The sequence below is a fragment of the Bradyrhizobium sp. CCBAU 53340 genome, from assembly GCF_015291645.1.
Lineage (GTDB): Bacteria > Pseudomonadota > Alphaproteobacteria > Rhizobiales > Xanthobacteraceae > Bradyrhizobium.
Genome location: NZ_CP030055.1, coordinates 5,975,865 through 6,001,274, shown reverse-complemented (window position 1 = coordinate 6,001,274; position 25,410 = coordinate 5,975,865). Strand labels below are relative to the sequence as shown.

At 64.5% G+C, this 25,410-nt stretch carries 25 protein-coding genes; 8 read left to right on the top strand and 17 right to left on the bottom strand.

The features are described 5' to 3' along the window. Window positions 1-6: 6 nt before the first annotated feature. The 12 genes from XH89_RS28295 to XH89_RS28240 all read right to left on the bottom strand — a co-directional run bounded on the left by XH89_RS28295 (window position 7) and on the right by XH89_RS28240 (window position 12,943). On the bottom strand, window positions 7-2,175 hold the full coding sequence (locus XH89_RS28295; protein WP_194463643.1) for a xanthine dehydrogenase family protein molybdopterin-binding subunit: 2,169 nt from the start codon (window positions 2,173-2,175) through the stop codon (window positions 7-9). Then, window positions 2,172-3,161, bottom strand: coding sequence for a xanthine dehydrogenase family protein subunit M (locus tag XH89_RS28290; protein WP_194463642.1), 990 nt, complete (start codon window positions 3,159-3,161; stop codon window positions 2,172-2,174). The genes XH89_RS28295 and XH89_RS28290 overlap by 4 nt, the downstream gene beginning before the upstream one ends. Next, window positions 3,158-3,655: a (2Fe-2S)-binding protein gene (locus XH89_RS28285; RefSeq protein ID WP_194463641.1), complete on the bottom strand. Its 498-nt coding sequence runs from the start codon at window positions 3,653-3,655 to the stop codon at window positions 3,158-3,160. Before XH89_RS28285 ends, XH89_RS28290 begins: the two co-directional genes overlap by 4 nt. Before the next feature lie 129 nt (window positions 3,656-3,784). After that, window positions 3,785-4,963, bottom strand: coding sequence for a carboxymuconolactone decarboxylase family protein (locus tag XH89_RS28280; protein WP_194463640.1), 1,179 nt, complete (start codon window positions 4,961-4,963; stop codon window positions 3,785-3,787). Window positions 4,964-4,973: 10 nt separating this feature from the next. Beyond that, window positions 4,974-5,507 (bottom strand): VOC family protein, encoded by a 534-nt coding sequence (locus XH89_RS28275; protein ID WP_194463639.1) that lies wholly within the window; start codon window positions 5,505-5,507, stop codon window positions 4,974-4,976. Between the two features lie 117 nt (window positions 5,508-5,624). Then, window positions 5,625-6,791 carry a trans-acting enoyl reductase family protein gene (locus XH89_RS28270; protein ID WP_194463638.1) on the bottom strand — a complete coding sequence of 389 codons (1,167 nt, stop codon included), beginning with the start codon at window positions 6,789-6,791 and terminating at the stop codon, window positions 5,625-5,627. Window positions 6,792-6,900: 109 nt separating this feature from the next. Beyond that, window positions 6,901-7,878, bottom strand: a complete 978-nt coding sequence (locus tag XH89_RS28265; RefSeq protein ID WP_194463637.1) for a zinc-binding dehydrogenase — start codon at window positions 7,876-7,878, stop codon at window positions 6,901-6,903. An 81-nt stretch (window positions 7,879-7,959) separates the two neighbouring features. Next, window positions 7,960-8,787: an SDR family oxidoreductase gene (locus XH89_RS28260; protein ID WP_194463636.1), complete on the bottom strand. Its 828-nt coding sequence runs from the start codon at window positions 8,785-8,787 to the stop codon at window positions 7,960-7,962. Between the two features lie 88 nt (window positions 8,788-8,875). Then, entirely contained in the window at window positions 8,876-9,448 is a 573-nt protein-coding gene (locus XH89_RS28255; protein WP_194463635.1) for a TetR/AcrR family transcriptional regulator, read from the bottom strand. A gap of 93 nt (window positions 9,449-9,541) precedes the next feature. Further along, a complete protein-coding gene (locus XH89_RS28250; protein WP_194463634.1) occupies window positions 9,542-11,785 on the bottom strand; it encodes a molybdopterin cofactor-binding domain-containing protein in 2,244 nt (747 codons plus the stop codon). A gap of 2 nt (window positions 11,786-11,787) precedes the next feature. Next, on the bottom strand, window positions 11,788-12,246 hold the full coding sequence (locus XH89_RS28245) for a (2Fe-2S)-binding protein (RefSeq protein WP_194463633.1): 459 nt from the start codon (window positions 12,244-12,246) through the stop codon (window positions 11,788-11,790). Between the two features lie 28 nt (window positions 12,247-12,274). After that, on the bottom strand, window positions 12,275-12,943 hold the full coding sequence (locus tag XH89_RS28240; protein ID WP_194463632.1) for an NAD(P)H-binding protein: 669 nt from the start codon (window positions 12,941-12,943) through the stop codon (window positions 12,275-12,277). A 190-nt stretch (window positions 12,944-13,133) separates the two neighbouring features. Between XH89_RS28240 and XH89_RS28235 the strand changes: the two genes are divergently transcribed. Continuing rightward, window positions 13,134-13,313, top strand: a complete 180-nt coding sequence (locus XH89_RS28235) for a hypothetical protein (RefSeq protein WP_194463631.1) — start codon at window positions 13,134-13,136, stop codon at window positions 13,311-13,313. On the opposite strand, the gene XH89_RS28230 is transcribed toward XH89_RS28235, so the two are convergent. From XH89_RS28230 to XH89_RS28220, 3 genes are read right to left on the bottom strand one after another with little or no spacing between them, the layout of a single operon-like run. Further along, a complete protein-coding gene (locus XH89_RS28230) occupies window positions 13,292-13,591 on the bottom strand; it encodes a hypothetical protein (protein ID WP_194463630.1) in 300 nt (99 codons plus the stop codon). The genes XH89_RS28235 and XH89_RS28230 overlap by 22 nt on opposite strands. A gap of 57 nt (window positions 13,592-13,648) precedes the next feature. Then, a complete protein-coding gene (locus XH89_RS28225) occupies window positions 13,649-14,143 on the bottom strand; it encodes a flavin reductase family protein (RefSeq protein WP_194463629.1) in 495 nt (164 codons plus the stop codon). Window positions 14,144-14,197: 54 nt separating this feature from the next. Next, window positions 14,198-15,289 (bottom strand): LLM class flavin-dependent oxidoreductase, encoded by a 1,092-nt coding sequence (locus XH89_RS28220; protein ID WP_194463628.1) that lies wholly within the window; start codon window positions 15,287-15,289, stop codon window positions 14,198-14,200. A 120-nt stretch (window positions 15,290-15,409) separates the two neighbouring features. Here XH89_RS28220 and XH89_RS28215 point away from each other — a divergent pair, with 120 nt between their 5' ends. Next, window positions 15,410-16,327, top strand: a complete 918-nt coding sequence (locus XH89_RS28215) for a LysR family transcriptional regulator (RefSeq protein WP_194463627.1) — start codon at window positions 15,410-15,412, stop codon at window positions 16,325-16,327. An 8-nt stretch (window positions 16,328-16,335) separates the two neighbouring features. Here the strand turns inward: XH89_RS28215 and XH89_RS28210 are convergent, their stop codons facing one another. Then, the gene (locus XH89_RS28210; protein ID WP_194463626.1) at window positions 16,336-17,220 is read right to left on the bottom strand and encodes an SMP-30/gluconolactonase/LRE family protein; all 885 of its coding nucleotides are present in this window, start codon (window positions 17,218-17,220) and stop codon (window positions 16,336-16,338) included. Window positions 17,221-17,318: 98 nt separating this feature from the next. Between XH89_RS28210 and XH89_RS28205 the strand changes: the two genes are divergently transcribed. Continuing rightward, window positions 17,319-17,993 carry a TetR/AcrR family transcriptional regulator gene (locus XH89_RS28205; RefSeq protein ID WP_246767637.1) on the top strand — a complete coding sequence of 225 codons (675 nt, stop codon included), beginning with the start codon at window positions 17,319-17,321 and terminating at the stop codon, window positions 17,991-17,993. Between the two features lie 11 nt (window positions 17,994-18,004). Here the strand turns inward: XH89_RS28205 and XH89_RS28200 are convergent, their stop codons facing one another. Then, complete coding sequence (locus tag XH89_RS28200; protein WP_194463625.1) at window positions 18,005-18,982, bottom strand: tripartite tricarboxylate transporter substrate binding protein; 978 nt, start codon at window positions 18,980-18,982, stop codon at window positions 18,005-18,007. 175 nt (window positions 18,983-19,157) lie between these two features. On the opposite strand from XH89_RS28200, the gene XH89_RS28195 reads away from it, so the two are divergent. From XH89_RS28195 to XH89_RS28175, 5 genes are read left to right on the top strand one after another with little or no spacing between them, the layout of a single operon-like run. Continuing rightward, on the top strand, window positions 19,158-19,928 hold the full coding sequence (locus XH89_RS28195) for an enoyl-CoA hydratase/isomerase family protein (protein WP_194463624.1): 771 nt from the start codon (window positions 19,158-19,160) through the stop codon (window positions 19,926-19,928). Window position 19,929: 1 nt separating this feature from the next. Next, window positions 19,930-22,062 carry an acetate--CoA ligase family protein gene (locus XH89_RS28190; RefSeq protein WP_194463623.1) on the top strand — a complete coding sequence of 711 codons (2,133 nt, stop codon included), beginning with the start codon at window positions 19,930-19,932 and terminating at the stop codon, window positions 22,060-22,062. A 57-nt stretch (window positions 22,063-22,119) separates the two neighbouring features. After that, window positions 22,120-23,337 carry an ABC transporter substrate-binding protein gene (locus tag XH89_RS28185; protein WP_194463622.1) on the top strand — a complete coding sequence of 406 codons (1,218 nt, stop codon included), beginning with the start codon at window positions 22,120-22,122 and terminating at the stop codon, window positions 23,335-23,337. Window positions 23,338-23,381: 44 nt separating this feature from the next. Continuing rightward, window positions 23,382-24,593 (top strand): acyl-CoA dehydrogenase, encoded by a 1,212-nt coding sequence (locus tag XH89_RS28180; RefSeq protein WP_194463621.1) that lies wholly within the window; start codon window positions 23,382-23,384, stop codon window positions 24,591-24,593. Then, complete coding sequence (locus XH89_RS28175; RefSeq protein ID WP_194463620.1) at window positions 24,593-25,369, top strand: SDR family NAD(P)-dependent oxidoreductase; 777 nt, start codon at window positions 24,593-24,595, stop codon at window positions 25,367-25,369. Before XH89_RS28180 ends, XH89_RS28175 begins: the two co-directional genes overlap by 1 nt. The last annotated feature ends 41 nt before the right edge of the window (window positions 25,370-25,410 follow it).

Genomic DNA, 25,410 nt, shown 5'->3' with positions numbered 1-25,410 from the left:
CAGGGCCTACACCAGACAGTCTTCAATCCGGATTGGCAGGCTGCGAACGCGCTTGCCGATTGCGTCATGGACGGCGTTGGCGATCGCTGCCTGGATACCCGCGGTGCCCAACATGCCGATGCCTTTCACGCCACCGGGAAGATGCGGATCATCCTCCTCGATCATGGCGACGTCGAATTCGGGCATGTCGGCATGAACGGGGATGAGATAGTCCGTGAAGGACTTGCCAAGGATGCAGCCCGTGCCCCGATCGGTCACCGTTTGCTCATGCAGCGCCATGCCGATGCCACCGATCAGTCCGCCGATGTATTGGCTCCTGGCCAACAACGGATTGACGATACGCCCGGCGGCGAAAGCGCCGCAGACGCGCCGCACGCGCACCTCACCAAGGCCGGGGTCGACGCCAATCTCGACAAAGATCGCGCCATATCCCATCCCGGTGGCCGCAAGATTCTTGTGATCGGTCGCGGCGCTTTCGCCCTCCGCCTCGAGGCCGTCCGGCGCCGCGCGTGCGAGCACGTCGATCAGCCTTTCGCCGGCGTTGCTTGAGCGACTGCCGATCATTTCGCCTCTGAACTCGAGATCATCAGGCGACTTGCCGCTGAGGGGCGAGGCCGGGTTGGCAATAGCGGCGCTCGCCAATGCTGCGCGCAATTTCGATGTGGCGGCCTCGACCGCGGGAAATATGCTTGCCGTGACCTGCGAGCCGCCGGAAAAAGGTCCATCCGGCAAAAAAGTGTCGCCGAGCTCGACGGTCACTTTTTCCATGGGCACACCGAGTGCGTCGGCCGCAATCTGGGCGAGCGCTGTGTAAGTGCCAGACCCCATGTCCTGAGTGCCGCATTGGACCAGGAGCGATCCGTCACGGCTCAACGACACACGTGCGCGGCACGCCTGGCGGATCGCCGGATAGAGCGTGGTTGCCATGCCGAAGCCGATTTTCCAGCGATCGCGCTTGGCTGCCGACCGAGCGTGGCGATTTGCCCAGCCAAAGCGCTCCGCACCGATACGATAACATTCGAGAAGGCTGTTGCTGCTCCAGGGCCGGCCGGTCTCCTGATCGTGATTGGCAAAATTGCGCACGCGCAATTCGAGCGGATCGATCCCGAGAAGCTCCGCCGCTTCGTCCATGGCCGATTCCAGCGCAAACGTGCCCGGCGCCGTCCCTGGCGCGCGCATCGGCACCGGCTGGGGCTCATTGGTGCGGACGAGCTGGTGGCGCGTGCTCACGTTGGGGCAGGCGTAAAGAAACCGGGTATAGACGGCGGTCGAGTCCGAAAACTCGGCGTGGGTGGAGGTTTGAGCGACAGCATCATGCTCGATCGCCGTCAGACGGCCATCGACGAAACCGAGAGCGAGATCCTGTGTTGTCTGTTGCCGCCGCCCAACCAGGGTGAACATTTGGGCGCGGGAGAGTTCGAGCCGCACCGGACGACCCGCTTTTCGCGATGCCAGCATCGCCCAGAGCATCCATGGCCACCAGAGCTGCCCCTTGCACCCGAACCCGCCACCCAGAAATCGCGACAGCACGCGAATGTCGGCGGCTTGCATGTCGAACGCCTGGGCGATGACCGCGCGTGTGCCGAAGACAGCTTGGGTCGACGTGTGGACCACGGCTTTACCGTCTTCCCACCAGCATACGACGACGTGAGGTTCCATCGGATGATGGTTGTTGACGGCCGTGGCGTAGCGGTTTCGAACGACAAGCTCGGCCTGACCTAACGCGTCGGAGGAATTGCCGCGGCGGCTCGCGGCCGGAAATCGCCCGACGGTTGCGGGCGCATAGGCCGAGTTCAAGGCCTGGTCCATATCCGTCACCGCAGGCCCTGCCGTGATCGACACCTGAACGGCGCGCGCCGCTTCACGCGCCTCCGCCAAGGTGGCTGCCGCGACGAGCGCCACGGGCTGGCCGTGAAAATGGATGGCCTTTTCACGGATCAAAGCACTTGCCGCCGATGGCTGGAGCGAGGCGCCATCTGCGTGTGTGACGATTGTTGCGAATCCCGGAAGCGCTGCGGCCTGCGACGCATCAAGGCCCTGCAATTCGCCGCTGGCGAGAGACGATTCGACCAGCGCTGCATGCAGCATGCCTTCGGGGGCGATCTCGCCTTCGTAGCGGGCCTGGCCGGTGACCTTGAGGACGCCTTCGTAGCGCTCGAACGATCCGGTATTCACGATAGGCCTCCGACCGTTTCCAGGGCGCGAATGACGGCGTTGCGCAGCAGGGGAATCTTGAACGCGTTCTTCTCCAAAGGGCTGGCGCCTTCAATCGCCAATTCGGCGGCCGCGACGAACGCCTGCTCTGTTGGCGCGCGACCGACCAGCGCCGCTTCGCTCGGGCGAAGTCGCCAGGGCAAGGGAGCAACCCCGCCAGCCGCCAGTCTCGCCTCGGCGATGACGCCATCCTCGATCCGCAGGGCGGCCGCGACGGAGACCACAGCGAATTCGAATGAGGCGCGATCCCGTATCTTCAGATAAGTCGATCGGGGCGCGAACCTTGACATGTCGGAGAGGCGTATGGCGGTGATGATGTCGCCGGCGGCGAGCGAAGAATCGGGCGCGGTGGTCGCGCTCGGGAGCGGGTAGAGCTCTTGCAGCGCCAGGCGTCGTTCGCCGACGGCGTTTGTGACCTCGATTTCCGTGTCGAGCGCTGCGAGCGCCACGGCGAGATCCGAGGCATGCGTTGCCACGCAGCCTGCACTGGCGCCGAACAGTGCCGCATGACGGTTCTCGCCGTGCCGGGCGCCACATCCTGAGCCGGGATCGTGCTTGTTGCAGGCCAAATCTCTGTCGCGAAAATAGGGGCATCGCGTCCGCTGCAGCAGGTTTCCGCCGATGGTTGCCAGATTTCGCACCTGTCCGCTCGCGCTGGCCAGGATTGCTTCGCAAACCAACGGGTGGCGAGTCTTCACGTCCGGATGAGCGGCGACGTCGCTCAATCGCGCAAGTGCGCCCAGGACCAGTGTGCTGCCATCAAGGAAGATGTCGGCGAGCGACAGCCGAGAGATATCGATCACATGCTGCGGCGCTGCAAGTCCCGCTTTCCAGAGCGGCAGCAGATCGGTTCCGCCAGCCAGATAGGTTGCACCGGGCCGCGCGCCGGCCGCGACAGCGTCATCGAGCTCCGTGGCACGGACATAACCAAACGAGGGACCGCTCATAATCCGGCGACCTCGGCAATCGCCGCGACGATGTTGGGATAAGCCCCGCAGCGGCACAGATTGCCGCTCATGCCCTCACGGATGTCCTCGACCGACTGCGGGTCTTCCGACAGCAACGCAATGCCGGACAGGATTTGACCCGGAGTGCAGTAGCCGCACTGAAGTGCATCGTGCCGGATGAAGGCGGCTTGCAAGGGATGCAGGCAGTCGGCGGTTCCGACACCTTCGATTGTCGTGACGACCGCGTCGCTGAAGGTGGCGGCGAGCGCAAGACACGAGGCGATGCGGCGGCCCGCGACGAGAACCGTGCAGGCGCCGCAGCCGCCCATGTCGCATCCCTTCTTGGTGCCGGTCAGGCGAAGCTCATCTCGGATGACGTCCAGAAGGGTCGCCGCTGGAGCGATATCGAGGTCATGGCGCACGCCGTTAATGGTGATCGAAAGCGCGATGCGCTGTGCCGGGATCGGATCTTCCGCATGTATTGGGCCGCTCATGAATTGCCTTCCCTAGGATATCTGCTGTGACTATGGCACACTCACGGAGGCCTGGAAGGCGTGGTATTATCCTAGGATTGGCAATACCTACCACGCTGACGGGACGCGGTCAGCGCCACCGCGAGAAGCTCAGTCTTTCGGCATCGCCGGGTAGCCCGGCTCCGCCTGGATGCCAAAACTGTTGATCGCGAGGCCTGTCATCGTGTAGCCACCCACGGTGCCGACGATGTCGATCATCTGCTTCATGTCGTAGTGTCTGAGCAGCGTCTGCCATGTGGCATCCGATATGAAAGCCTCGCGACGCAGTTCGTCGGCCGCGCGCAGCAGCGCCGCATGTTCCTCGCTCCAGCCGCTTGCCGATGGGCCGGCGACGATTCGTGCCACATCTGTGTCGGTGAAGCCGGCAGCTTTTGCGGCTTCAACGTGATGGGACCATTCGTATTCCGCGCGAATGTTCCAGGCGGTGCGCAGGATCAGCAGTTCGCGCGCCTTCGGAGGCAGGAGTGAGCCGCGCTGCAGGTAGCGGCCCAACGCCAGGCGCGGGCCGTAAAGCTTCGGATGGTTCGCCATCGTCGCGTAGAGATTCGGCACCGCGCCGTTGCGAGCTTGCGGCTTCACGAGATCGCGCTGTTCCGGCGTCATTTCGGCTTCCGTCAGCGCCTTGATGCGTGGCGTCACCAGACGCTGTGCCGTCGGCCGCGCGGCGGGCGCGGGAAGCGGCAGATCGCGCGGCAGGCGATCCTGCAATCCGGGATCCAGCTGTATGCCGAGGCTGTTCAGCATCATCGACACGAGCTGGTATTGCGCGGCGGTGAACAGCGCCTCCATGATCCGCTGATCGGAATATTGGGCGTGCAGTGCCGGCCAGGTTACGTCGCTGATCATGGCGTCATGACGCAGCTCGTCGACCATGCGCAGGAGCGAAGCTTCGAAGTCGCTCCAGCCTGGCGCGGCCGGCCCTTCGGCGATCCGGTGCAGGTCCCCATCGGTCAAGCCCGCGCTGGACTTCGCGATGCGCGCGTGTTGCGACCACTCGTACTCGGCCTGGCATAGCCAGCCCATCCGCAACATGATGATCTCGCGCTCGCGCGGCGGCAGGCTGGAGCCCTGGAACGTGAATCCGCCGATCGCCCCAAACGCGCGGACGAACTCGAGGTGATGCGCGAGCGTCTTGTAGATGTTGTAGTCGGCGCGCTTGGCGAGCATCGCCCGCTGCGCTTCATTGCGATCCTCGGGCGCAAGCGGTTCGAGACGGGGCGTCGTGAGGCGGGGCGTAAACGGGTCTGCTTGCGTGCTGTGCGGCGGCATCGCGCCCGTCCTATTGTTTCGATCCGCCCATCTGGCGGATCGGCTCCGAGCCGTCCCAGTCGATGGCCGCTTGCCGGATCCGTTCGAAGTGTTGCGCCTTGCCGCTGCTGATGTCGGAGAGCTCGATCACGGTGCCCGGATGGGACTGCGTGTCGAAATAGGCGAAGCGGCCCCGCGGCCCGGCACCCTCGTCGCCGATCCTGTAGCCGAGCGAGAGGGCGCGCTGGTAGAGGGCATCATAGTCGGTGGTCCAGTAGGACATGTGATGCAGGCCCTCGCAGCCGGAGTCGATAAACTCCTTGTACATGGAGGGCGCATCATTGAGCTGCTGGATCAATTCGATCTGCAGATTGCCGGAATTGGCAAGCGCGATGCTTACCTCGATCGCGGAGTCCTGGCCGCGATGGCGGAAATGGCTGGGCCGTCCCCGCTCGACGTAGAACCAGGGACCGACGCCCATGACGTTGATCCAGTGATCCATCGCCTCGCGAATGTTGCGGACGACATAGCCGTTCTGACAGACGGAACCGAAAATGCGGCTCATGTGGCTCTCCTATTCGACCTTGATGTTGATGCCAATCGCCAACTCCTGCCGCTGTCGCTCCGTTTTCCAGATCAAGCGTGGTTGCGCTTCTCCGGCCCACGCGTTGCGGCGCGCGGATCAGCTCTCCACGGTGAAGGTGATGCCTGCGTTGGCCTCAAGGCGCTTGATCAGCGGCTCGGCCATGGCCGATGCGGTCGTCCAGCAGCCGCCTGGGGTGATCGAGCGAGGCACGTCGCGAGCGAGGCAAAGCGCGCTCTCGCCGAGCATCTTCGACGTCGAGCCGTAGCCCGGGTCCATGTCGCCCTTGACCGCCGTGCGCACTGTGCGCCCATCGGCCGTCTCGGCGATAAACAGGATGTCGTAGAACCCGGCCTCGCGCTCCTCCCTACTGGGGCCCTCGCCAGGCTTGAGGGCGCTTCCCTCGAAACCGACGCTGGGCGATTGGCCGTCCTTGGGCGGTCCGTCGAGCATGAGCAGTTCGTCATACTGCAGGTCTTGCCCCCAGGGATGGCCCATCAGGAAGTTGGAGCGATGGACCACCTTGGTATTTGTCTTCGACATGATGAAGGGGGCCACCCAGGAGCCGGTGACCTTGTCCTCGTAGACGCTCTCTTCCGGCTGGGCCGGTCCCTGAAAGCCCGGCGTCAGCGCGAAGGGATTGGCTCGTAGGGCGCCAATCGACGGATCCCTTCTGATCGCTTCCATTGTGGTCATGCCGCTGGCGAGAGTGCCGCCGGACGGACCTCCACGTATGCGCCGCACCCGGCCACGCACCCGCGGCGCAGCTGCGCCAAAGGCTTCCTTGGCCCGCTTTTCCACCGAGTAGACTCCAAGGTCGGACGGAATGGAGTCGAAGCCGCACGCAAAGACGATTCGCGCTCCCGACTGCTTTGCCGCAGCATCGTGCCCGCCGATCATCGCCGCGACCCAATGGGACTCGCCGGCGAGGTCCACGTAATCGGTGCCGGCTGCGGCGCAGGCCGCGACCAAGGGCGTGCCGTAAAGCTGATAAGGACCGACGGTCGTGAGGATCACGCGGGTGCGCTTCACCATCGCCTGCAACGAGGTCGGATCGGCGGCGGCGTCAGCGACGATCAGCGGCAAGGTGCCCGGAGCGCCGATCAGTCCGCGAACCTCGTTCAGCTTGGCCTCGCTCCGCCCGGCCATGGCCCAGGCCAAGTTGCCATGGGCGCCATAGGTCTTGAGCAGATGCTCGGCGACCAGTCGGCCCGTATAGCCGGTGGCTCCGTAGACGATCACTTCGTACTCACGCGCATCGGCCATGATCGGTTTCCCCCTTGGGATTTCGTTTGTTGCGACAAACTCAGCAACGGCAGCTGTTCCGGCAGAGCGGCGAGGCGACCGCGCGACTTGCTGCGGTGTCGGCGCCCGGTCATGGACGCAGCAGCACCTTGCCCTTGCGTCCGGGTCGCGCGTTCGCGGCCGCGGCCTGGGCAATGTCAGCGAGGCTGTACACGGCCTCAACGGGGAGCTTCAGCTCGCCCGTTGCGGCGAGGCGAAGCAGCTCTCCAATCAACTGCCGTCTGGTCTCGGCGGGCATGCTGGCGCCGACCTTGCTGCCCCAGAAGCCTTTGACTGTGACCTGCTTGAAAATGAGGTCTCGGGGAGACACTGGCATCGGTTCGTTTGCCGTCGCGCCGAAGGACACCAGCAGAGCGTTTTCGCCCAGCAGTGCGAGCAGGTCGCCACTTGCCTTGCCACCGATGGAATCAACGGCTGCGCGGATTGGCGCATCGCCGACGATCGCGCGCACGCGCGCCTGCCACCCGTCCTGCGCGGTGGATACGGCGTGACCGACGCCGACCACTGCGAGTTCATCCACGCCTGCATCACGCCGCACCAGATTGACCACATTGATTCCGCGCGCCTTGGCAAGAGCCGCCAGGGTCTTGCCGACTGCGCCATTGGCGGAGTTCTGGATGATCCAGTCGCCCCGTTCGACGTGCAGGAAGTCCAGCAGGGAGATCGCGCTGAACGGCATGGCGATCAGTTGGGCCGCCACTTCGTCGGCGATGCTGTCAGGTACGGGCAGAAGCCCCTGGGCCGGCGCGAGGAAATACTCCGCCCAGGTCCCATGCACGGACGCCACGGCAACCCGTTGTCCGACTTCGACACCCTGCACTCCGTCTCCCAGGGCATCGACGATACCCACCGCTTCGGAGCCGCCGATGGCGGGCAGGGTAGGCTTGTATCCGTACTGGCCCCAGACGGTCCACAAATCGTGATTGTGGATCGGCGCGAGGATCGTTCGGATTCGCACTTGCCCTGCTTCGGGCTGCGGCACCGGGCTGTCGCCCAAGGCGAGGACGCTGGCGGGATCGCCAAAGGTGGCATGGATTGCGCTGCGCATGGATCAGGTTCTCAAGGGTTGGTTGGTGGTATGTGATTGGTTGTTGCCGGCCTTGGCCCGCCGAAGCCGGCGTACGAAGGATCACAGGCCGGAATGTTGCCGCACCATGGCGAGCCTTTCCGCTTCCGGCAGGCTCTGTCGCAACTTGAAAATCTGTTCGGCATCCGCACCGGCGAGATACATCACCCGGCCGGAGCCGTCGGTTGCCGCGGTGAAAATGATCTCGGCGATCGAGGCGGGGCTCGAATAATTGCCGCGACGCGCGCTCATCGCCGCCATGGCCTTCGACAAAGTGTCACCATAGGCGTGATCTTCATCGGTGAATGTCCGCGCGAGCGATCGACCGGTGAAATCGGTGGCCACGCCGCCCGGCGCAATGAACTTGGCGTGGATGCCGAGCGGCGCGAGTTCGAAGGCAAGCGACTCGGTAAAGCCGACCACGGCGAATTTCGTCGCACAATAGAGAGAGAAAAAGGGAAGGGTGATCAGGCCGCCGAGCGAGGCGACATTGATGATCGTGCCCGAGCCCTGGCGTCGCATTGTCGGGAGGACCGCGCGGGTCACGGCAAAGACGCCATCGACATTGGTAGCGAACTGGCGGCGGATCTGCTCGTCGGTCGCGGTTTCGAAAGGACCGAACAGGCCATAGCCGGCATTGTTGACGACCACGTCGATGCGGCCGAACTGCTGCAGCGTTGACGCGACGGCCGCGTCGACCGAAGCTTGATCGGTTACGTCGAGCGGCAGCACCTTGATCCGCTCATGCTGGGGGGGTGCGGTTCCATCGGGCGGCTTCCGCATCGTGGCCGCGACGCGCCAGCCGCGTTCGGCGAATAGATCGGCCGTGGCCTTACCGATTCCGGTGGAGGTGCCGGTGATCAAAACGACGGGTGGAGCTTCAGCAGGCATGGGGGTCTCTCCCTTTGGCGAAAATTTATTCGCTTATGATATAGCCGAAATTATATTCGGCTAACAAGTCACAAAACGGAGAGATCGGTCAGGACCGGATGCCGTCCCAGCAGAGCTGGAAGGCGACCGCACGATTTTCCTCACTGTCGGTGATCGATCCAGCGCGGATCAACCGTGCGGTCTCGCGAACCGAGCCGATGAACAGTGAGGTCAGGAAATGAGCCGGCACCACCTTCAAAAGGTCGGCGTCTTGCCCCTCGGAGACGAGCTGCATCAGCCCCTCGCCGATCCGCGCGGTATAGGCGCGGCTTTCCTCGCTCATGAACGAAGAGCCGACAAATTGCTCCATGAAGCTGACCTGGTCGTACCGGCGCAGGCGATGATCGAGCATCTTGTTCCACACACTCCGCACCCGCCCTTTGAGTGGCGCGGTGGGATCGATCTCGTGGCCATAGAAGTCCACCGCCTCACGCTTGGCGCGGCGGTACACCTCGTTGAACAGCGCCTCCTTGTCGGCGAAATAGACATAGAGCGTGCTGGTGCCGATGCCGGCCGCCTTGGCAATTTCGGTCAGGGTCAGGCCGAACAGGCCTTGCTCGGAGGCGAGGCGGCAGGTCGCGGCAATCACCGCATCCAGTTTCTTGTCGTCTTTGGGCTTCATGGACCGCCACTATAGCGGAATGTCTTTTCTTTCAAGGGAAAGTTCCTTTGGCTCTAGCGGCCACACGAAGGGGCTCCGGGGAGCCTTGGTCTACTAGGCAAAGTCAACGAACTTGCTGAACGGCATCTCGCGCAAACGTTTACCGGAGACTGCGAAGATCGCAGCGGCCAGTGCCGGTGCAGCAGGGGGCACCGCTGGTTCTCCAGCGCCCCGGATGCGCGGCGCGTTCTCCATGCCGCGAACCTCGATATGCGGACACTGGTCCAGCCGCATGCCCTGAAAGTCCGGGAAGTTCGTCTGCTGCGCGATACCGTCGGAGTAGGTGATCTCGCAGTTCATCGCGTGGCCCAGGCCCCACACCACGGCGCCCTTGACGTGGTTGTCGAAGTTGATCGGGTCGACAATACGGCCCACATCCAGCGCCACGAACACCTTGTCGATACGAATGCCGCCATCGGTCTTTGTGACCTCCACCACCTCGGCCACAGGCACGCCGAAGCTGTCGACGAAGGCAAGGCCGCGGCCGCGACCCGCCTCAAGTTTCGAGCCCCAGTTCGACATCTCGCCGACCGTCTCTAGCACCTTGCGTGAGACATCGTGATTACAGAGTCGCAGCCGTTCCTGCAGCGGATCGGCGCCGGCCTGCTGGATCAGTTCATCCAGAAACGCGTTGGCAAAGAAGCCCTGTGTCGAGGCGCCCACCGAGCGCCACGAACTGGTGGGGGCAAGCTCCGGCACCTTGTAGGCACGCATGCGGAAATGCGGCACGGCGAACGGCTGGTTCCAGGCTCCGGCGCCGATCTGCCCGTCTGGCCCGGGTGGCCCGGACTGGCCCAAGCGCGACGCCGATGACGCCGACGAGCTGACCGTGGCGACCTGCAAGTCGAAAGCATGCACCTTGCCGTCCTTCACCGTGCCCCTGCCGCGCGCCATTCCGATCTGGCGCGGAAAGTCATGCGCGAAATCCTCTTCGCGCGAATAGGTGAGCTTCACCGCGGTGCCGCGCACTTGGTTGGCGATCTCGGCGCACAGCGTGACGTTCTCGAACTCCAGCCGATGGCCGAAGCTGCCGCCCGCGTATTGCTGGTGATAGCGCACCTGCTCGGGCCTGAAGCCGGTGATCGCTGCCACCTTCTGCTGCACGAAGCGCGGCAACTGGTGCGCGACCCATACGTCGACGCCGTCCGTGCTCACCTTGACGATGGCGTTCAACGGCTCCAGCGGCGCGTGGGCGAGATAGGGGGCGCGGTACTCGGCCTCGATCACAGGCCCTTGCGCCAGGGCTTGGTCGGCATCTCCGTCGTGCCGCCACTCCTTGTTGAGCCGCTCCGGCGTGAAGCTCGCGGCGACCGCGGCCCAGTGATCCTTCATCTCTGCCGGATAGGGCGCGGGGCCCCAATCGCACGCGATCGCGTCGACGGCCTGGATGGCACGCCAGGTGTTGTCGGCCACCACGGCGATGCCGTTGGTCACGGGGAGGATCTTCTTCACGCCACGCAGGCCTTTCGCCTTGGCGTCGTCATAGCGGTTCAGCTTGCCGCCCTGGCGCGGGTTGACCTTCACGGAGGCATGCAACATCCCGTCCACTGTCAGGTCGATGCCGTAGCGGAGCGTGCCGGTGGACTTGGCGAGGATGTCCAATCGCTGCATCGGCTTGCCGATCAGGCGCCACGCAGAAGGCTCGCGCAGCGTCACATCGCGCACGGGCTCCAAGGTCGCGGCGATCTCGGCCAGTTCGGTGTATTTCAGTTCCGTGCCATCGGGCAGCTGCACGGCGCCGCGTGCTGTCTGGAGTTGCGCAACAGGCACCCCGGTCTTGCGCGATGCGGCAAGCTTGAGCGTCTCGCGCGCTATGGCGCCAGCCTCGCGCAGCTTGACGAAGCTGTCGGGCACCGTCGATGACCCACCGGTCACCATCACACCCAGGAGCTTGAACAGTCCGCTCATCCCGCCGCGCATGGCCTCGGCCTGCCAGCTCGTGTCGTGTGCGCTGAAAGGCACCCGCTCATCCGATACCACGCGGTTGTAGTAGGCTGCCGCAGGCACGCCGGGATCGATGCGAAACTGACCAAACTCGATATCCAGTTCCTCGGCGATCAGGGCTGCCTGCACCGAGTAGGCCCCCTGGCCGAGATCGGTTTGCGGTGTGATCAGCGTGACCGCGTCCTTGTCAATTCGAACCCACGGGGTGAGCGCGGCCTCGCCCGGCTTCAGGCTCCCGAGCAACGGATTGGGATGCGGCTTGCGAACCTCATAGATGCCGAACGCGACACCGCCGGCGATGGCAGCGGAGCCGATCAGGAACGTGCGACGTGCGATGGTTGCGACACGACCCATGATCATGCCCCCTTCAGCGTCTTCGCGGCGGTCTTCACCGCCTCGCGGATGCGGGGGTAAGTGCCGCACCGACACAGATTGGCGGCCATCGCCTGGTCGATCTGCTCGTCGGTGGGCGAGGGGGCCGTGGCCAGGAAGGCCGCCGCGGTCATGATCTGGCCCGATTGGCAGTAGCCGCACTGCGCGACCTGGTGCTCGACCCATGCCTTCTGCACCGCATGCAATGCTCCAGGTTTGCCGAGCCCTTCGATCGTCACGACCGGTGCGGTGACGGCGCTGACGGGCATCGAGCATGAGCGAACCGCCGCGCCGCCGATGTGCACGGTGCAGGCGCCGCAATAGCCAACGCCGCAGCCATATTTGGGCCCGGTGATGCGCAATTCGTCCCGCAGCACCCACAGCAGCGGCATCTCGGGCTCGACATCGACCTCGTGGTCGCGTCCGTTCACGTTCAGCTTCATGCCTACTCCGTGATGACGCGAATGGGATTCAGATGCTCCTGCGCGCCAGCGCCGCGCGTCGCATCGAACCTGACAGCAACACCGTCTTGCCTTCCGCTGATGGGACTGAAGTGAGCAGCGCCGATGCGACGGCCGAGGCATTGATCGGCTTGTAGTTGTCGGGAATGAGAAAGCCGATGGTATTCCCGAGCGCAGATGCCAGCAGCTCGCCGCGACGGGTTGGTTGTCCGAGAGCCTCCCGGTTTCCGACCAGCATCGACGGACGCGCGATGACGAGCCCCTCGAAGGGCATTCGCGCCAATGCGTCCTCGAGCTCGCCCTTCACGCGGCTGTAGAAGATCCTTGAGTTGGAATCGGCTCCCATTGCACTGACCAGGCCAGCCTTCCTGACGCCTGCGGCCAGCGCCGCCGTCGCCACCGCGAGGTTCGCGTCATAGTCGATGGCCCGAAATGCGGCTTGGCTTCCGGCGACCTTGATCGTCGTTCCCAGCGCCAGGTACACCTCGTCTGCGGGTGGCAGGGAAGGCAGTGCGGCGAAGTCGACGACATGGGCCGTCAGATTGGGATGCCGGATAGCCGGCGCTTTGCGACCAAGGCTGTGCACCGCCACCACCGTGCGATCGGCCAGAAGACCTTCAAGAATCTCTTTGCCCACCAAGCCGGTTGCGCCCGCAACGATCGCGGTTCGGCTAGCCATTCAACGACTCCCTCCAACGAGCAGCCTTTGCCCACGCCTCAGCCTTACGCCGCGCCAGGGCTGTCTGCTCCGTCGAACTTAAGCGAAAAAATTTTCGCTTACAAGGGGCGAGTTTCCATGCCTTTTTCCATGGGTGTGCGGCTTGGCTCTGGGCGCCAAGCGGCCATTGGGCACCACATAGCTTGCGGCAATGCCGGGTTTCGAGAACAACGCTCCGCTTGCAATCAGCTGCGGCAATCGACGGATTGTCGAGGCCCTGGTTGCGGTCGAGGACGAGGCCATCGACGCGAAGACGATCGAAGGCGCAGTGAAGAACGTCGTTGCTGGACCAGAATCCGAGCGGCCGCCTCAGGACATTCGTTCAACATGAGCCCGGATCGCGTGCCGTTCGGCATCGATCCAGCCGTGCTCGCGGGCCTTGTCCACCATCTCGGCATAACGCTGGTCCCAGCCGGCATCATCAGGCCGTCCTGCCAGGGTGGGGACCAGGTCAATTGAGACGAGCGCATCACGGTCGTCGAGCAGCGTGATGCCCGGCCAGGCCTCCGTTCCGGGGGCGGCATCGGCATGCAGCACCAGCTTGAAGCGGCGGAAGTCGAGTGGCTCGCCGAGCCGGACGATGCCGCCGCCGAAACATTCGATGATCACGCCGCCGCTCCTGTTCTGACGTTCCTGGCGATGCTGGCTCAGTACTACACTGGCCGGCTATGCCTGCGGCAGGGCCCGCAGCGCGCCCCGAAAATTGACGAGCGGATCGCCGTTGCCGCCGCTTGTGGCGACGATCCGGCCGATGAAGAGACCGTGCGTGCCGACGACCTGGTGATGATGCAGCACACATTCCAGCGTGCCGATCGCGGGTTCAAGCAACGGCACGTCGAGCATGCCTTGCACCCACGGTGCCGTCGCGAAGCGGTCGATACCTTTGGCGCCGCCGGCGAAACGCAGCGCCAGATCCTCTTGTCCACTGCCGAGGAGACTGATCCCGAAGCAGCCGTTGGCGAGGATGGCGGCATGCGTTTCGGAACTCGCATTGATGCCGACCAGCAGACAGGGCGGCTCCATGCAGAGCGAGGTGACGGAGCTGACCGTCAATCCGCGCCGCGTAGCCTGCCTGCCCGTCGCCACGATTGCAACGCCGCTCGCCAGGTTGCGCATGGCGAGCCGGAATTCAGCGGCTTCGACCGAACGGAAATCGGTCATTTGAGACATCTGACATCCCATGACGTGCCTTTCGGGCTCGTGCCGGCGCCTGGGCTAGGCCGAAACCGCTTCGCCCGCGACCTTGCTGCGTCCGGCCCCTGTTGATTTCAGCTCTTTCCGGATCGCGGGAATGATCTTGCTGCCCCACGTCTCGATCTGGCGCAGCATCGTGCGCTGATCGAAATCGCCGAGCTGGGTCTGCAGCGCGATGTGGGTCGGCTTGAGGATGCTGATCTCCTCCAGCATGCGGTCGATCACCTGGTTGACGCTGCCGACCGGCAAATTGCTGCGCATCGTTTCCAGGCTCATGTCGTTCGGACCGGCTTCTTCCTTGATCAGATAGCCGTCATCGCTCTGGGCGCGCCGGAACTTCAGGCTTTCGGAGAGCCGGCGCTGGAAGCGCGCATTGTCCAGATAGGACTGGATCTCGCTGTCATTGTCGCTGGCATAGGCGCAACGCAGGAAGCCGAACCGGGTGTCGTCGATGGAGCGGCCTTCCTGGGCGGCAATCCCTTCCAGTCGTTCGCGCAGCGCCTTGATGGCATCGGTCCCGTTCAAGAGCGCCGTGACGAACAGATTGTGGTTGTCGCGGATGGCGCGGCCGAGCGTCTCGCCATGGCCCGACGTCACCCAGATCGGCGGCATCGGCTTCTGCACCGTCCGCACGGCGATCGCGGTCGGCGGCATTTTCAGGTGCTCGCCGGAATAGGAGAAGATGCGCTGCTGCATGCCGGCGTGGAGCACGTCGTAGAATTCGGCGAACAGCGCGTGCGAATCGTCGAGCTCGACGCCGAAGCGGTCGAACTCGAACTTCTGGTAGCCGGAGCCGATGCCGAGATCGAGGCGCCCGTTCGAGACCGTGTCGGCAAAGCCGATTTCGCCGAGCAGCCGCGCCGGATGATACAGCGGCAGCACGCAGACGGCGGTGCCGAGACGGATGCGCTTGGTCAGGCCCGCGCAATGCGCGACCATCATCAGCGGCGAGGGGCACAGGCTGTAATTGTTGAAATGATGCTCGGCGTACCAGGCCGTATCGAAGCCGGCGTGCTCGGCGGCAACCGTCTGCTCGACGGCGTTGTTGATGACCTGCTGCGAGGTTTGATGATAGCCGCGCTGCTGCGCCAGAATGAATACGCCGAATTCCATCGGTTGTTTCTCCCGTTGATCGGTCGCTCTTGCGACGCGTTCTCATGACGTTATGGCCTTGAGCTTTTTCGAACAATTGACGTAATCTGAGCATGTCCTTTGCAGAATCTGAAAAGATCGATGAACCGTCTCCAGGCCATGGAATTGTTCGTGAGCGCCGTCCGGGAAGGCAGCTTTTCGGCGGCCGGACGCCGCGTCGGGCTCTCTCCGGCGTCGGTGTCGCGCTATATCGGCGAGCTCGAGGCGCAGCTCGGCGTGCAGCTTTTGAACCGCAGCACGCGCCATCTCGGCTTGACGGACGCCGGCAAGATCTTCTTCCAGCGCACCGAGCAGGTGCTGCACGGCATCGAGGATGCCGAAGCTGCGGCGCTCTCGCTCCAGACCGCCCCGCGCGGGACGTTGCGGGTGCACTCGCGCACGCTGTTCGGCATCAAGGTGCTTTCGCCGCTGATCCCGGGCTTTCAGCAGCTCTATCCGGAGCTGAAGGTGCAGCTGCGCCTGTCCGAGCGACACGCCCAGATCCGCGAGGACGAGTTCGACGTCGACTTCCAGATCCAGGCGCCAAAGGATCCCGGCCTGATGCAGCGACGGCTGCTGCGGAGCGAGCGGATTCTCGTGGCCTCGCCCGACTATGTCGGACGGATGCCGAAGCTGCGCGAGCCGGAGGACATCACCCGGCACAACTGCCTGACCTACTGGATGGGCCCTGACGACGTCGTGTGGAAATTCATGCGCAAGAACAGGCTGCGCGAGATCGTCGTGCCTTCATCCTTCGCCAGCAACAACGGCGTGGTTCTGTGCGATCTCGCCGTCAACGGGCAAGGGATCGCGCTGCTGGACGACTACACTGTGGCGGAGGAGCTGAAGAGCCGGCGCCTGATCCGCTTGCTGCCCGGCTTCCGGGTGACGAACTCCACCTTCGACGAAGGGATCTACGCAGCGTTTCTCCAGAGCAGCTATCTGCCGGAGAAGATTCGGGTCTTCGTGGATTACATGGCCGAGAACGTGCCGAAGCAGATCAAGCGATCGGCGCGGTAGACAGGGAGCTAGCCCGGGGCGAACCGGTGCGCCGGCAATCCGCGAACGCCGAGGCCTTCCACCGTGAACAGGCCGCCGGCATCCGGATGGTCATCCCTGAGCGCGTGGCTGCGCGAGATTGACGTCACGTAGAGAATTTCGAGCTCGGGCCCGCCGAACGTGATGCTGGTCGGATGACGCGTCGGCATATCGACGATGCGTTCGATCGTCCCATCAGGCGCAAACCGCGCGATCTTGCCGATGCGTACGAGGACGGACCAAAGGTAGCCTTGCGAATCCATCGTTGCGCCGTCGCAACCCGACTGCTGCGCCTCCGTGTCGACGAAGACGCGCTTGTTCGCGAGAGGGCCGTCCTGGCTGTACTCATAGGCCCAGATGATCCGTCTGGCACTGTCCGCGAGGTAGAACGTTCGCCCGTCAGGGCTGAAGCACGGTCCGTTGCTCACCGCGAGATCCGTCTCCAGCAGTTCCACCGCGCCCGAGGCATCCAGGCGATAGAGACCACCCTGAGGCACTTCGTCAGGAGCGCGATCGCTGTGCATCGTGCCAGCTATGAAGCGCCCATAGGGATCCGCCTTGCCGTCGTTGAGCCGCACCTTCGGATGGCCGAGCCCGATCGCCGCGCCTTCCGTCAGGACGCGCGTGGCGAAATCGTAGTGCGCAAATCCATCGCGCAGGGCGAGCACCGCACCGCCGTCGCCCCGCAGCGCCAGCGAGCCGATCGGCGCGGGCGCGTTGAACGTGTCGACCGCACCCGTGGCGGGATCGAGCCTTTGGATCGATCCGGCTAGTGCATCGATCCAATAGAAGCGCTGGCGGCGTTCGTCCCAGACCGGGCTCTCGCCGAGCTGGTCCCTGGTCGTACCGATGCGCGTGATCCGGGTTGCACTCATTGCGACACCTCCAGGGATCGCCGGGCTTGACCGATCGGTCGATGAAAAACTAGTTTCATTCCAGAGACTCTCGGGCTGACGGGTGGATTGCGGAGTTCATGACTGAACTGTCAACGATGAAGGATGGCGTTGCGAACCAGGCCGAGGCCTCGGACCGCGTGCTGCAGATCCTCGCCGAGGCCGGGCGGCTGTTCGCGAGCAAGGGATTCGAAGGGACGTCGATGCGCGACATCGCGGTTGCCTGCGGTATCTCCAAGTCGCTGCTCTATCATCACTTCTCCAACAAGGACGAGATCTACGCGCGCGTGGCAGTCGGTTCCACGCTCGAGCTGTACCTGTTCGTGCGCGATCGCATTCCGGACGGGCCGCCCGCGCAGAAGATTCGCGCCTTCATGGTCGCCACGGCGGAGTATTTCCGGCGCTATCGCTGGGCCTGGATCGCCTCCACGACCGCCTTCTGGAACGATCCCGACCGCCACCGGCACAAGGAACGGCTGACGCGCCGCGACCGTTTCGAGAACTTTCTGCGTGGCCTGATCCAGGAAGCGATCGACGCCGGTGAAATCCGCAAGGTCGACGTTCCCATGACCGGCCGGCTGATCCTCTCCTCGCTCAACTGGATGCATCGCTGGTACAATCCGAACAAGTCCGCGACCCCCGAGCAGATCGCCGACATCTTCTTCGACATGATCTTCAACGGCCTGCGAAGCGGCGAGCTGGTCGAGCTTCCGACGCCGGAGCCACCCAAGGCAGGCCGGCGCAGGTCACGCTGACCGGCGGCGCCTCATTCCAGAACGATGTTCTGCGCCTTGATCACCGGTCCCCAGAGCGCGGCATCCCTGGTCAATTGAGCGTCGAGCCGTTCCGGCGCGCCGGTATCGACGATCAGGCCGTCGGTCTCCAGCTGCTTTGCGATCTCGGGCTTCTGCATCGCAGCGTTGGCTGCCGCGTTCAGTCGCGCGACGACGTCGCCCGGCGTGCCCGCGGGCGCGTGCAGCGCGGTCCAGAACGAGGCTGTGAGTTCGGGATAGCCGGATTCGGTCAGCGTCGGTATCTCGGGAAAGCTCGCCATGCGCTTCTCCGAGGAGAGCGCGAGGATGCGGAGCTGGCCGCTGCGCGCGTGCTCGATGACCGCTGCAGGCGTTGCGAAATTCAGGTCGCATTCCCCCGATAGCGTTTCCATGATCGAGGCCGGATTGTTGCGATAGGCGACGTCGGTCACGGCAAATCCCATCGACTTGCTCATCATGATCCCGAACAGATGCGTGACGCTGCCGGGACCGAGGGTGGCGTAGAACAGCGGCTTGTCGCGTCCCTTGGCGTAAGCGACGAAACTCTTCACGTCGGTGACGGGCGTTCGCGCGTTCACGGTCAGCGACAGCGGCCCGTTGCAGAGCATGGCGACGGAGGCGAAATCCTCCAGCTTGTAAGGCAGGTTCTTGCGCAGCAGCACGTTCAGCGAAATCGGGCCGGTGCCGCCGGCCAGGAGGACCGATCCGTCCTTCGGCGCGCGCGCCACATATTGCGATCCGACGATGCCGTTGGCGCCGGGCTTGTTGTCGACCAGGACCGGTTGATCCAGGTTTTCCGCCATGGCCTTCGCGATCGAGCGCATCAGGCTGTCGATCGAACCGCCAGGCGCATAGGGCACGATGATGAAGATCTGCGAGGGGCGGGCCCTCACGATGGCAGGCGCGCCAAGCGGCACGGCGAGAGCGCCGGCAATCAGAGCTGTCGCCTGGCGCCGGCTGATCCGGGGCATGGAGTCCTCCTCAAGGTTCGTTCTTGCTTGTCCTGAATCTATTGACTGACCGATCGGTCAGTCAATAGTCGATCAGCAGGATATTGCCAGATGCAGTCCTTGGTGCTATCAGCGGAAAAAGCTGACCGATCGGTCAGGGCAACAATTAAGACGAACAGAAGTCCAGGAGGAAGCCATGTCAGGAGATATCGTCACCCTCGAAGTATCCGATCACATCGCGCTGGTGACGCTGAACCGTCCTCCGGTGAACGCGCTCGATCGTGCGATGCGTGACCGCATCGTCAGCGTGTTCGACGAGATCTCCGAGCGCAGCGACGTCCGGGTCGCGATCCTGACCGGCGCCGGAAAGGTGTTTTGCAGCGGTGCGGACCTGAAGGATCGTCCGGATCCCGCGAAGATCGGCGCGTTTCACAGCCACAACCGCATCACGCGCGAGACCGGCAACTGTATCCGCGAATGTTCGAAGCCGGTCATCGCGGCGATCAATGGCGTCGCGCTGGGGGCAGGTGTCGGCCTGATGGCCTCCTGCGACATTTTCTATGCCTGCGAGGAGGCCGTGTTCGGCATGCCCGAGATCAATGTCGGCCTCGCCGGCGGCGCGGCGATGTTGAACACGCTGTTCGGCCGCTCCCTGATGCGGCGCATGTTCTTCACCGGCTATCGCGTGCCGGCCGCCGAGCTCTACCGCCTCGGCATCATCGAGGCCTGCACCACCAAGGAAAACCTGATGCCGGAGGTGATGAAGCTCGCCCGCGAGATCGCCTCGAAGAGTCCGATTGCGATGGAATATGCCAAGAACGCGGCGAACATGGTCGAGCTGATGCCGCCGCGCGATGCCTATCGCTTCGAGCAGAACATCACCATGGCCCTGTCGAAGACCGAGGATGCCAAGGAAGCGCGGATGGCGTTCCTGGAGAAGCGTGCGCCGGTGTTCAAGGGGCGCTGAGATGCGGCCGGGAGAAGGTCTCGACGCGCTGATGTCGCCGCGTTCGATCGCGATCATCGGCGCCTCGCAGGAAGCGACCAAGATCGGCGGCCGGCCGGTCGACCTGCTGCGCCGTCACGGCTATGCCGGCCGGATCTATCCGGTCAATCCGAAGGCCGCGACGGTGCAGGGCCTGAAGGCCTACGCGTCCGTCGCCGAGGTGCCGGAGGCGCCTGATCTTGCCATCATCGCGGTCGATGCGGAGCGGGCGGGCGAGGCTGTGGAGCAATGCGCCGCCCGTGGCGTCCGCAGCGTCGTCGTGTTCTCCTCGGGCTTTGCCGAGCTCGGCGAGCAGGGTCGCGCCATGCAGGAGCGGCTGCGCGTCGCCGCGGGCAACAGCGGCATGCGTCTACTGGGGCCGAATTGCCTCGGCGCGGTCAGCATCGCCGAGAAGAGCATCGCGACCTTCTCGATCGTGCTCGAGCACAGCATGCCGGCGGCAGGCACGCTCGGCATCGTGTCGCAGAGCGGCAATCTCGGCAGCTACACCATGCGCCTCGCCAGCGAGCGCGGCGCCGGCGTCAGCCGCTTCATCACCACCGGCAATGAGTGCGACGTCGACATCGCCGACGGCATCGCCTGGATGGCGCGCGATCCCGCGACGAAGGTCATTCTCTGTGCTCTCGAAACCTGTCGCGACGCCGGCCGGCTGATCGCTGCACTCGAAGAGGCGCGCGATGCCGGCAAGCCCGTCATCGCCATCAAGATCGGAACATCCGAGGCCGGGCAAGCCGCCGCGGCCTCGCACACCGGAGCGATGGCCGGGTCGGATGCGGTGTTCGATGCGCTGTTTGCGCGCACCGGCGCAGTGCGAGTTCATAGCATCGACGCGCTCATCGACGTCGGCCACGCCGCATCGATCCTTCTGCCGGACCGGTTGCCGAAGGGATTTGGTGTGTCGATCCTGACGGCGTCCGGCGGATTTGGCGTGCTGCTCGCGGATGCGGCGCAGAGCGTTGGCCTGTCATTGCCTGAGCTCGGCGAGGAGACGCAGCGAAAGATTCTGGAGCTGGTGCCGTTTGCGTCGGCGCGCAATCCGGTCGACGCCACCGCGCAGATGTCGAGCCGGCCTGATCTTCTGCAAAAGATCATGTCCGCCGTCGTGGCGGACGAACGTACGGATGCGGTGATCGTGCCGCTTCCATTCTCGCTGCATCTGCCGCGACTGCGCTCTATCTACATGGAGACGCTGCGCAACATTCGCGCGGAGTTTCCGAGCCGCCCCATTATCCTCTGCGTCGACGGGCCAGAGGATGCGCTCACCGAATTGCATGGGCTCGGATTTCCGACGGTGGAGAGCTTCGACGGCTGCTGCGCGACTGTCGCTGCGCTGGCGCGGTTGCAAGCCGTGTCGACGCGTGCCAGGGAGCAGGCTCCGGCCGTCGATCGTGCAGCTCCGCTTCCCCCCGACGCCTTCCGCCATGAGCTCGGCGCCAAGCGCGTGCTGGCCGACGCCGGTGTTCCGGTCCTGGCCGAACGTCTGGTGCAGGATGCGGATGCGGCAGCGCGTGCCGCCACCGAGATCGGCTATCCCGTGGTGCTGAAAATCGCCTCGCCCGATCTGCCGCACAAGACCGAGGCCGGCGGGGTGGTCATCGGCGTCGGCTCGGAAGCTGAGGTGCGGCGGGCCTATGCCCAGATGATTGATCGCGTCGCCACCAGGGCGCCGCGTGCAACGATCGACGGCGTGATCGTGGCGCCGATGGCCAAGGGCGTCGCTGAGCTCATTCTCGGCAGCCGCATCGATCCGGTGTTCGGGCCGGTGGTGATGGTCGGCCTCGGCGGCATCTTCGCGGAGATCCTCCAGGATTCCGCCGTGCAGATGGCGCCGGTCAGCGAGACGCAGGCGATGGCGATGCTGAAATCGCTGAAGGCGTTCGCGGTGCTCGATGGTGCGCGCGGCCGGCCGCGCGCCGATCTCGACGCCGCGGCCCGGGCCGTCGCCGCGCTGTCGCACTTCGCCGCCGCGCATGCCGACACGGTCGCGGAGATCGACGTCAACCCGCTGCTGTTGCGTGCCGAAGGCGAGGGCGCCGTGGCGTTGGATGCGCTGCTGATCCCGCATGGAGAACGACAGAACCAGCATCGACACTGAGAAAATGACGAGAACCGGCCGAAGCCGGTCGAGAGGAAACGCACAAAGGAGGAAACGGTGAAGAGATCGACGGTCACTGCGCTCGGCATAATTGCCTTGCTGCTCACGAATGCGCCCGCGTCCGCGCAGGGCATCTCGGGCGACGTCGTCAAGATCGGGATCATGAACGACCAGAACGGTCCCTATGCCGACAATTGTGGCCCCGGCTCGGTCGCGGCCGCCAAGCTGGCGGTCGCCGATTTCGGCGGAATGGTTGCCGGCAAGAAGATCGAGCTCGTGATCGCCGACGACCAGAACAAGCCCGATGTCGGCGTCGCCATCGCGCTGCGCTGGGTCGACAACGAAGGCGTCGATGCCATCGTCGGCTGCTCGGCTTCGTCGATTGCGCTCGCGGTGCAGGACATCATGAAGACCCGCAAGAAGCCTTACATGCTGGCCGGCACGGCGGGCTCGTTCTTCACCAACGACAAATGCTCGCCGATGACGACGCAGTGGGTGGTCGATACCTATGCGCAGCCGAAGGCGACCGTGAAGGCGCTGCTCGCGCAGGGCATCGACAGCTGGTTCTTCCTGACGGTCGACTATGCTTTCGGCAAAGCCTGGCAGGCCGATGCGACGAAGTTCATCGAGGCGGGTGGCGGCAAGGTGCTGGGCTCGGTGCTGCACCCGCTCAACTCGTCGGATCTCTCCTCGTTTCTGCTGACGGCACAGGCCAGCGGCGCCAAGGCGATTGCGCTCGCCAATTCAGGCTCGGACTTCGCCAATGCGATCAAGCAGGCGCAGGAGTTCGGACTGACCAAGTCGCAACTGCTCGTTCCGCTCGGGCTGATGATCAGCCAGACCCACGGCATTGGCCTTAAGGACCTGCAGAACGTCCGGCTGACGACGCCGTTCTACTGGGACATGACGCCGGACAGCCGCGCCTTTGCCAAGCGCTATGCCGAGGCGACCGGCGGACAGCTTCTCAATGAAGGCAAGGCGGCCACCTACAGCGCCATCACGCATTATCTGAAGGCGATCGCCGCCGCAGGCTCCGACGATGGCGATGCCGTGATGCGCCAGATGAAGAGCACGCCGATCAACGATTTCGAGATGAAGAACGTGAGCATCAGGGCCGACGGCCAGGTCATGCGTCCGCTTTATGTCGCGCGGATCAAGGCGCCGGCGGAATCCAAATACACCTACGACTATTACGAGATCACCGGCACGATCGCGCCGGAGGATGCGTGGCGGCCGGCCTCGGAGAGCGCCTGCGATCTTCTCAAGTCGCAGTGAAGAGCGGGACTTGGCGGCACTATGGCGAAAGCAGGAAGCGGGCGATGAGTGTGGTTGAAGCGGTATCGATGCAGGCTGTTGCGGGAGAGAACCTGTCGGGAGAGGCCTATCGCGACGCGATGCGTCGCTGGCTGCAGGCCAATCTGCCGGGCAGCTTCTGCAGCGACAGCGCCGCATTCACGCCGCCCGCGCTCCAGCAATCGGTCGCCTGGGAGGCGGCGATGTACCGCGCCGGCCTGACCGGCATCACCTGGCCGCAAGCCTATGGCGGGCATGGCCGCTCCTTGCGCGAACATCTGATTGCCAATCAAGAGATCGGCCGGCTTGCGATGCCGGAGAGCGTCAACTCGATCGGCAAGGAGCTCGCCGGTCCGATCATCCTGGCCGTCGGCACCGAGGAGCAGAAGCGACGCTTCCTGCCGGCGATCCTCGAGATGCGCAACATCTGGTGCCAGGGCTTTTCCGAGCCGGAAGCGGGTTCCGACCTAGCCGGCCTCCGCACTCGTGCCACGCGAAGCGGGGACGGCTGGCGGATCAACGGCCAGAAGATCTGGACCAGCGGCGCTTATCGGGCCCAGCGCTGCCTCGTGCTCGCCCGCACCGGGCCGCTGGAGGATCGCCACCGCGGCCTTGCCATGTTCGCGGTGCCGCTCGATGCCAACGGCGTGCGCGTGCGCACCATCAAGTCGATCGACGGTCGCGAGAGCTTTTGCGAGGTCTTCTTCGACGAGGTCGAGGTGGCCCAGGCTGACGCGATCGGCGCGCCCGACGAGGGCTGGGCTGCAGCCATCCGTGTGCTCGAGATCGAGCGGGCGACCAACCGCATGTATCGCGCCTGGCGCTTCGAGAACGAACTGCGCCATCTGATTTCGGCCTGCAAGGCGGACCCCGCGCTGTCGGCGATGGTCGCGGACCGGCACTACGCGGTGAGGCTCGGCGAGGTCGCCGTCGAGATCGAGGTGCTGAAGGCGCATGTCGAGACCGCCGTCGAGGCGCTCGCGAGCGGCGACAAGATCGGCGCGCGCGGCAGCCTTGCAAAGCTCTATTGGAGCGAATCGCATCAGCGCTTTGCCGCGCTTGCGCTCGAACTGCTCGCACAGGCTTCGCTGCCGCAGAACCCGGCGATCAAGGTCGCGCGGCAACGCTTTGAGGCCATCTACCTCCAGGCGCGCGCCGAGACCATCTATGCCGGCACGACCGAGATTCAGCTCGGCATCATCGCCGATCGCATCCTGCAGCTGTCGAGGGGCAAGTGATGGTATCCGACGAAAAGGGGTACCCGACGGGCCTGCTGAAGGAGCGTCTCGTCGTGGTGACGGGAGCGGGCCAGGGGATCGGACGCGCCATCGCTTTCGGCGTCGCCGCGGCCGGCGCGAGGGTCGTCGTGACCGATCTGCGGCAGGACGGGGCGGAATCCGCCGCGCGCGAGTTGAGGGACGCAGGCAAGGAGGCGGCCGCCTATGCGCTCGATGTGACCGATGCCGCGGCATGCAGTGACGTGGCAAGGCGCGTCGACGAGGAGATTGGTCCCGCCGACGTCGTCGTCAACAACGCCGGGATCATCATCCGCGAGCCGATCGACAGCCCGCACGCTCACGAGAACTGGCGCAAGGTGTTCGACGTCAACGTCAACGGCACCTTCAACGTGGTTCATGCTTTCATTCCGGCGCTGCGCAAGACCCGGGGCTGCATCATCAACATCGCCTCGGTTGCGGGCTTCGGCGGCATGAATGGTGCGCTCGGCTATTCGCCGTCCAAGGGGGCGGTGAGGCTGTTCACGCAGGCGCTGGCTCGCGATCTCGCGCCCGATGGCATCAGGGTCAACGCCGTCGCTCCCGGCATCATCGCGACCGAGATGAGCGAAATCACCCGCGACAATCCGGCGAGGCTCTCTGGTTTGATGACGCGCTCCCCCATGAAGCGCGTCGGACAGCCCGATGAGATCGCCGGGCCGGTGGTCTTTCTCGCCTCGGCGATGGCGTCCTATGTCAACGGCGTCATCCTGCCGGTCGACGGCGGTTATCTCGCCTAGTGAACGATTGGTGTCGCAAGGTTTTCGAAGAGGATCATGAT

What these genes read in the sequence shown, in the direction of transcription:
- XH89_RS28220 (WP_194463628.1), bottom strand. Translation starts at nt 15,289, where the DNA reads ATGGAATTCGGCGTATTCATTCTGGCGCAGCAGCGCGGCTATCATCAA.
- XH89_RS28180 (WP_194463621.1), top strand. Translation starts at nt 23,382, where the DNA reads ATGAGTGTGGTTGAAGCGGTATCGATGCAGGCTGTTGCGGGAGAGAAC.
- XH89_RS28285 (WP_194463641.1), bottom strand. Translation starts at nt 3,655, where the DNA reads ATGAGCGGCCCAATACATGCGGAAGATCCGATCCCGGCACAGCGCATC.
- XH89_RS28265 (WP_194463637.1), bottom strand. Translation starts at nt 7,878, where the DNA reads ATGCGCAGCGCAATCCATGCCACCTTTGGCGATCCCGCCAGCGTCCTC.
- XH89_RS28195 (WP_194463624.1), top strand. Translation starts at nt 19,158, where the DNA reads ATGTCAGGAGATATCGTCACCCTCGAAGTATCCGATCACATCGCGCTG.
- XH89_RS28235 (WP_194463631.1), top strand. Translation starts at nt 13,134, where the DNA reads ATGCCGGGTTTCGAGAACAACGCTCCGCTTGCAATCAGCTGCGGCAAT.
- XH89_RS28240 (WP_194463632.1), bottom strand. Translation starts at nt 12,943, where the DNA reads ATGGCTAGCCGAACCGCGATCGTTGCGGGCGCAACCGGCTTGGTGGGC.
- XH89_RS28255 (WP_194463635.1), bottom strand. Translation starts at nt 9,448, where the DNA reads ATGAAGCCCAAAGACGACAAGAAACTGGATGCGGTGATTGCCGCGACC.
- XH89_RS28215 (WP_194463627.1), top strand. Translation starts at nt 15,410, where the DNA reads ATGAACCGTCTCCAGGCCATGGAATTGTTCGTGAGCGCCGTCCGGGAA.
- XH89_RS28260 (WP_194463636.1), bottom strand. Translation starts at nt 8,787, where the DNA reads ATGCCTGCTGAAGCTCCACCCGTCGTTTTGATCACCGGCACCTCCACC.
- XH89_RS28275 (WP_194463639.1), bottom strand. Translation starts at nt 5,507, where the DNA reads ATGAGCCGCATTTTCGGTTCCGTCTGTCAGAACGGCTATGTCGTCCGC.
- XH89_RS28225 (WP_194463629.1), bottom strand. Translation starts at nt 14,143, where the DNA reads ATGACCGATTTCCGTTCGGTCGAAGCCGCTGAATTCCGGCTCGCCATG.
- XH89_RS28190 (WP_194463623.1), top strand. Translation starts at nt 19,930, where the DNA reads ATGCGGCCGGGAGAAGGTCTCGACGCGCTGATGTCGCCGCGTTCGATC.
- XH89_RS28245 (WP_194463633.1), bottom strand. Translation starts at nt 12,246, where the DNA reads ATGAAGCTGAACGTGAACGGACGCGACCACGAGGTCGATGTCGAGCCC.
- XH89_RS28175 (WP_194463620.1), top strand. Translation starts at nt 24,593, where the DNA reads ATGGTATCCGACGAAAAGGGGTACCCGACGGGCCTGCTGAAGGAGCGT.
- XH89_RS28280 (WP_194463640.1), bottom strand. Translation starts at nt 4,963, where the DNA reads ATGCCGCCGCACAGCACGCAAGCAGACCCGTTTACGCCCCGCCTCACG.
- XH89_RS28210 (WP_194463626.1), bottom strand. Translation starts at nt 17,220, where the DNA reads ATGAGTGCAACCCGGATCACGCGCATCGGTACGACCAGGGACCAGCTC.
- XH89_RS28200 (WP_194463625.1), bottom strand. Translation starts at nt 18,982, where the DNA reads ATGCCCCGGATCAGCCGGCGCCAGGCGACAGCTCTGATTGCCGGCGCT.
- XH89_RS28270 (WP_194463638.1), bottom strand. Translation starts at nt 6,791, where the DNA reads ATGGCCGATGCGCGTGAGTACGAAGTGATCGTCTACGGAGCCACCGGC.
- XH89_RS28205 (WP_246767637.1), top strand. Translation starts at nt 17,319, where the DNA reads ATGACTGAACTGTCAACGATGAAGGATGGCGTTGCGAACCAGGCCGAG.
- XH89_RS28250 (WP_194463634.1), bottom strand. Translation starts at nt 11,785, where the DNA reads ATGGGTCGTGTCGCAACCATCGCACGTCGCACGTTCCTGATCGGCTCC.
- XH89_RS28290 (WP_194463642.1), bottom strand. Translation starts at nt 3,161, where the DNA reads ATGAGCGGTCCCTCGTTTGGTTATGTCCGTGCCACGGAGCTCGATGAC.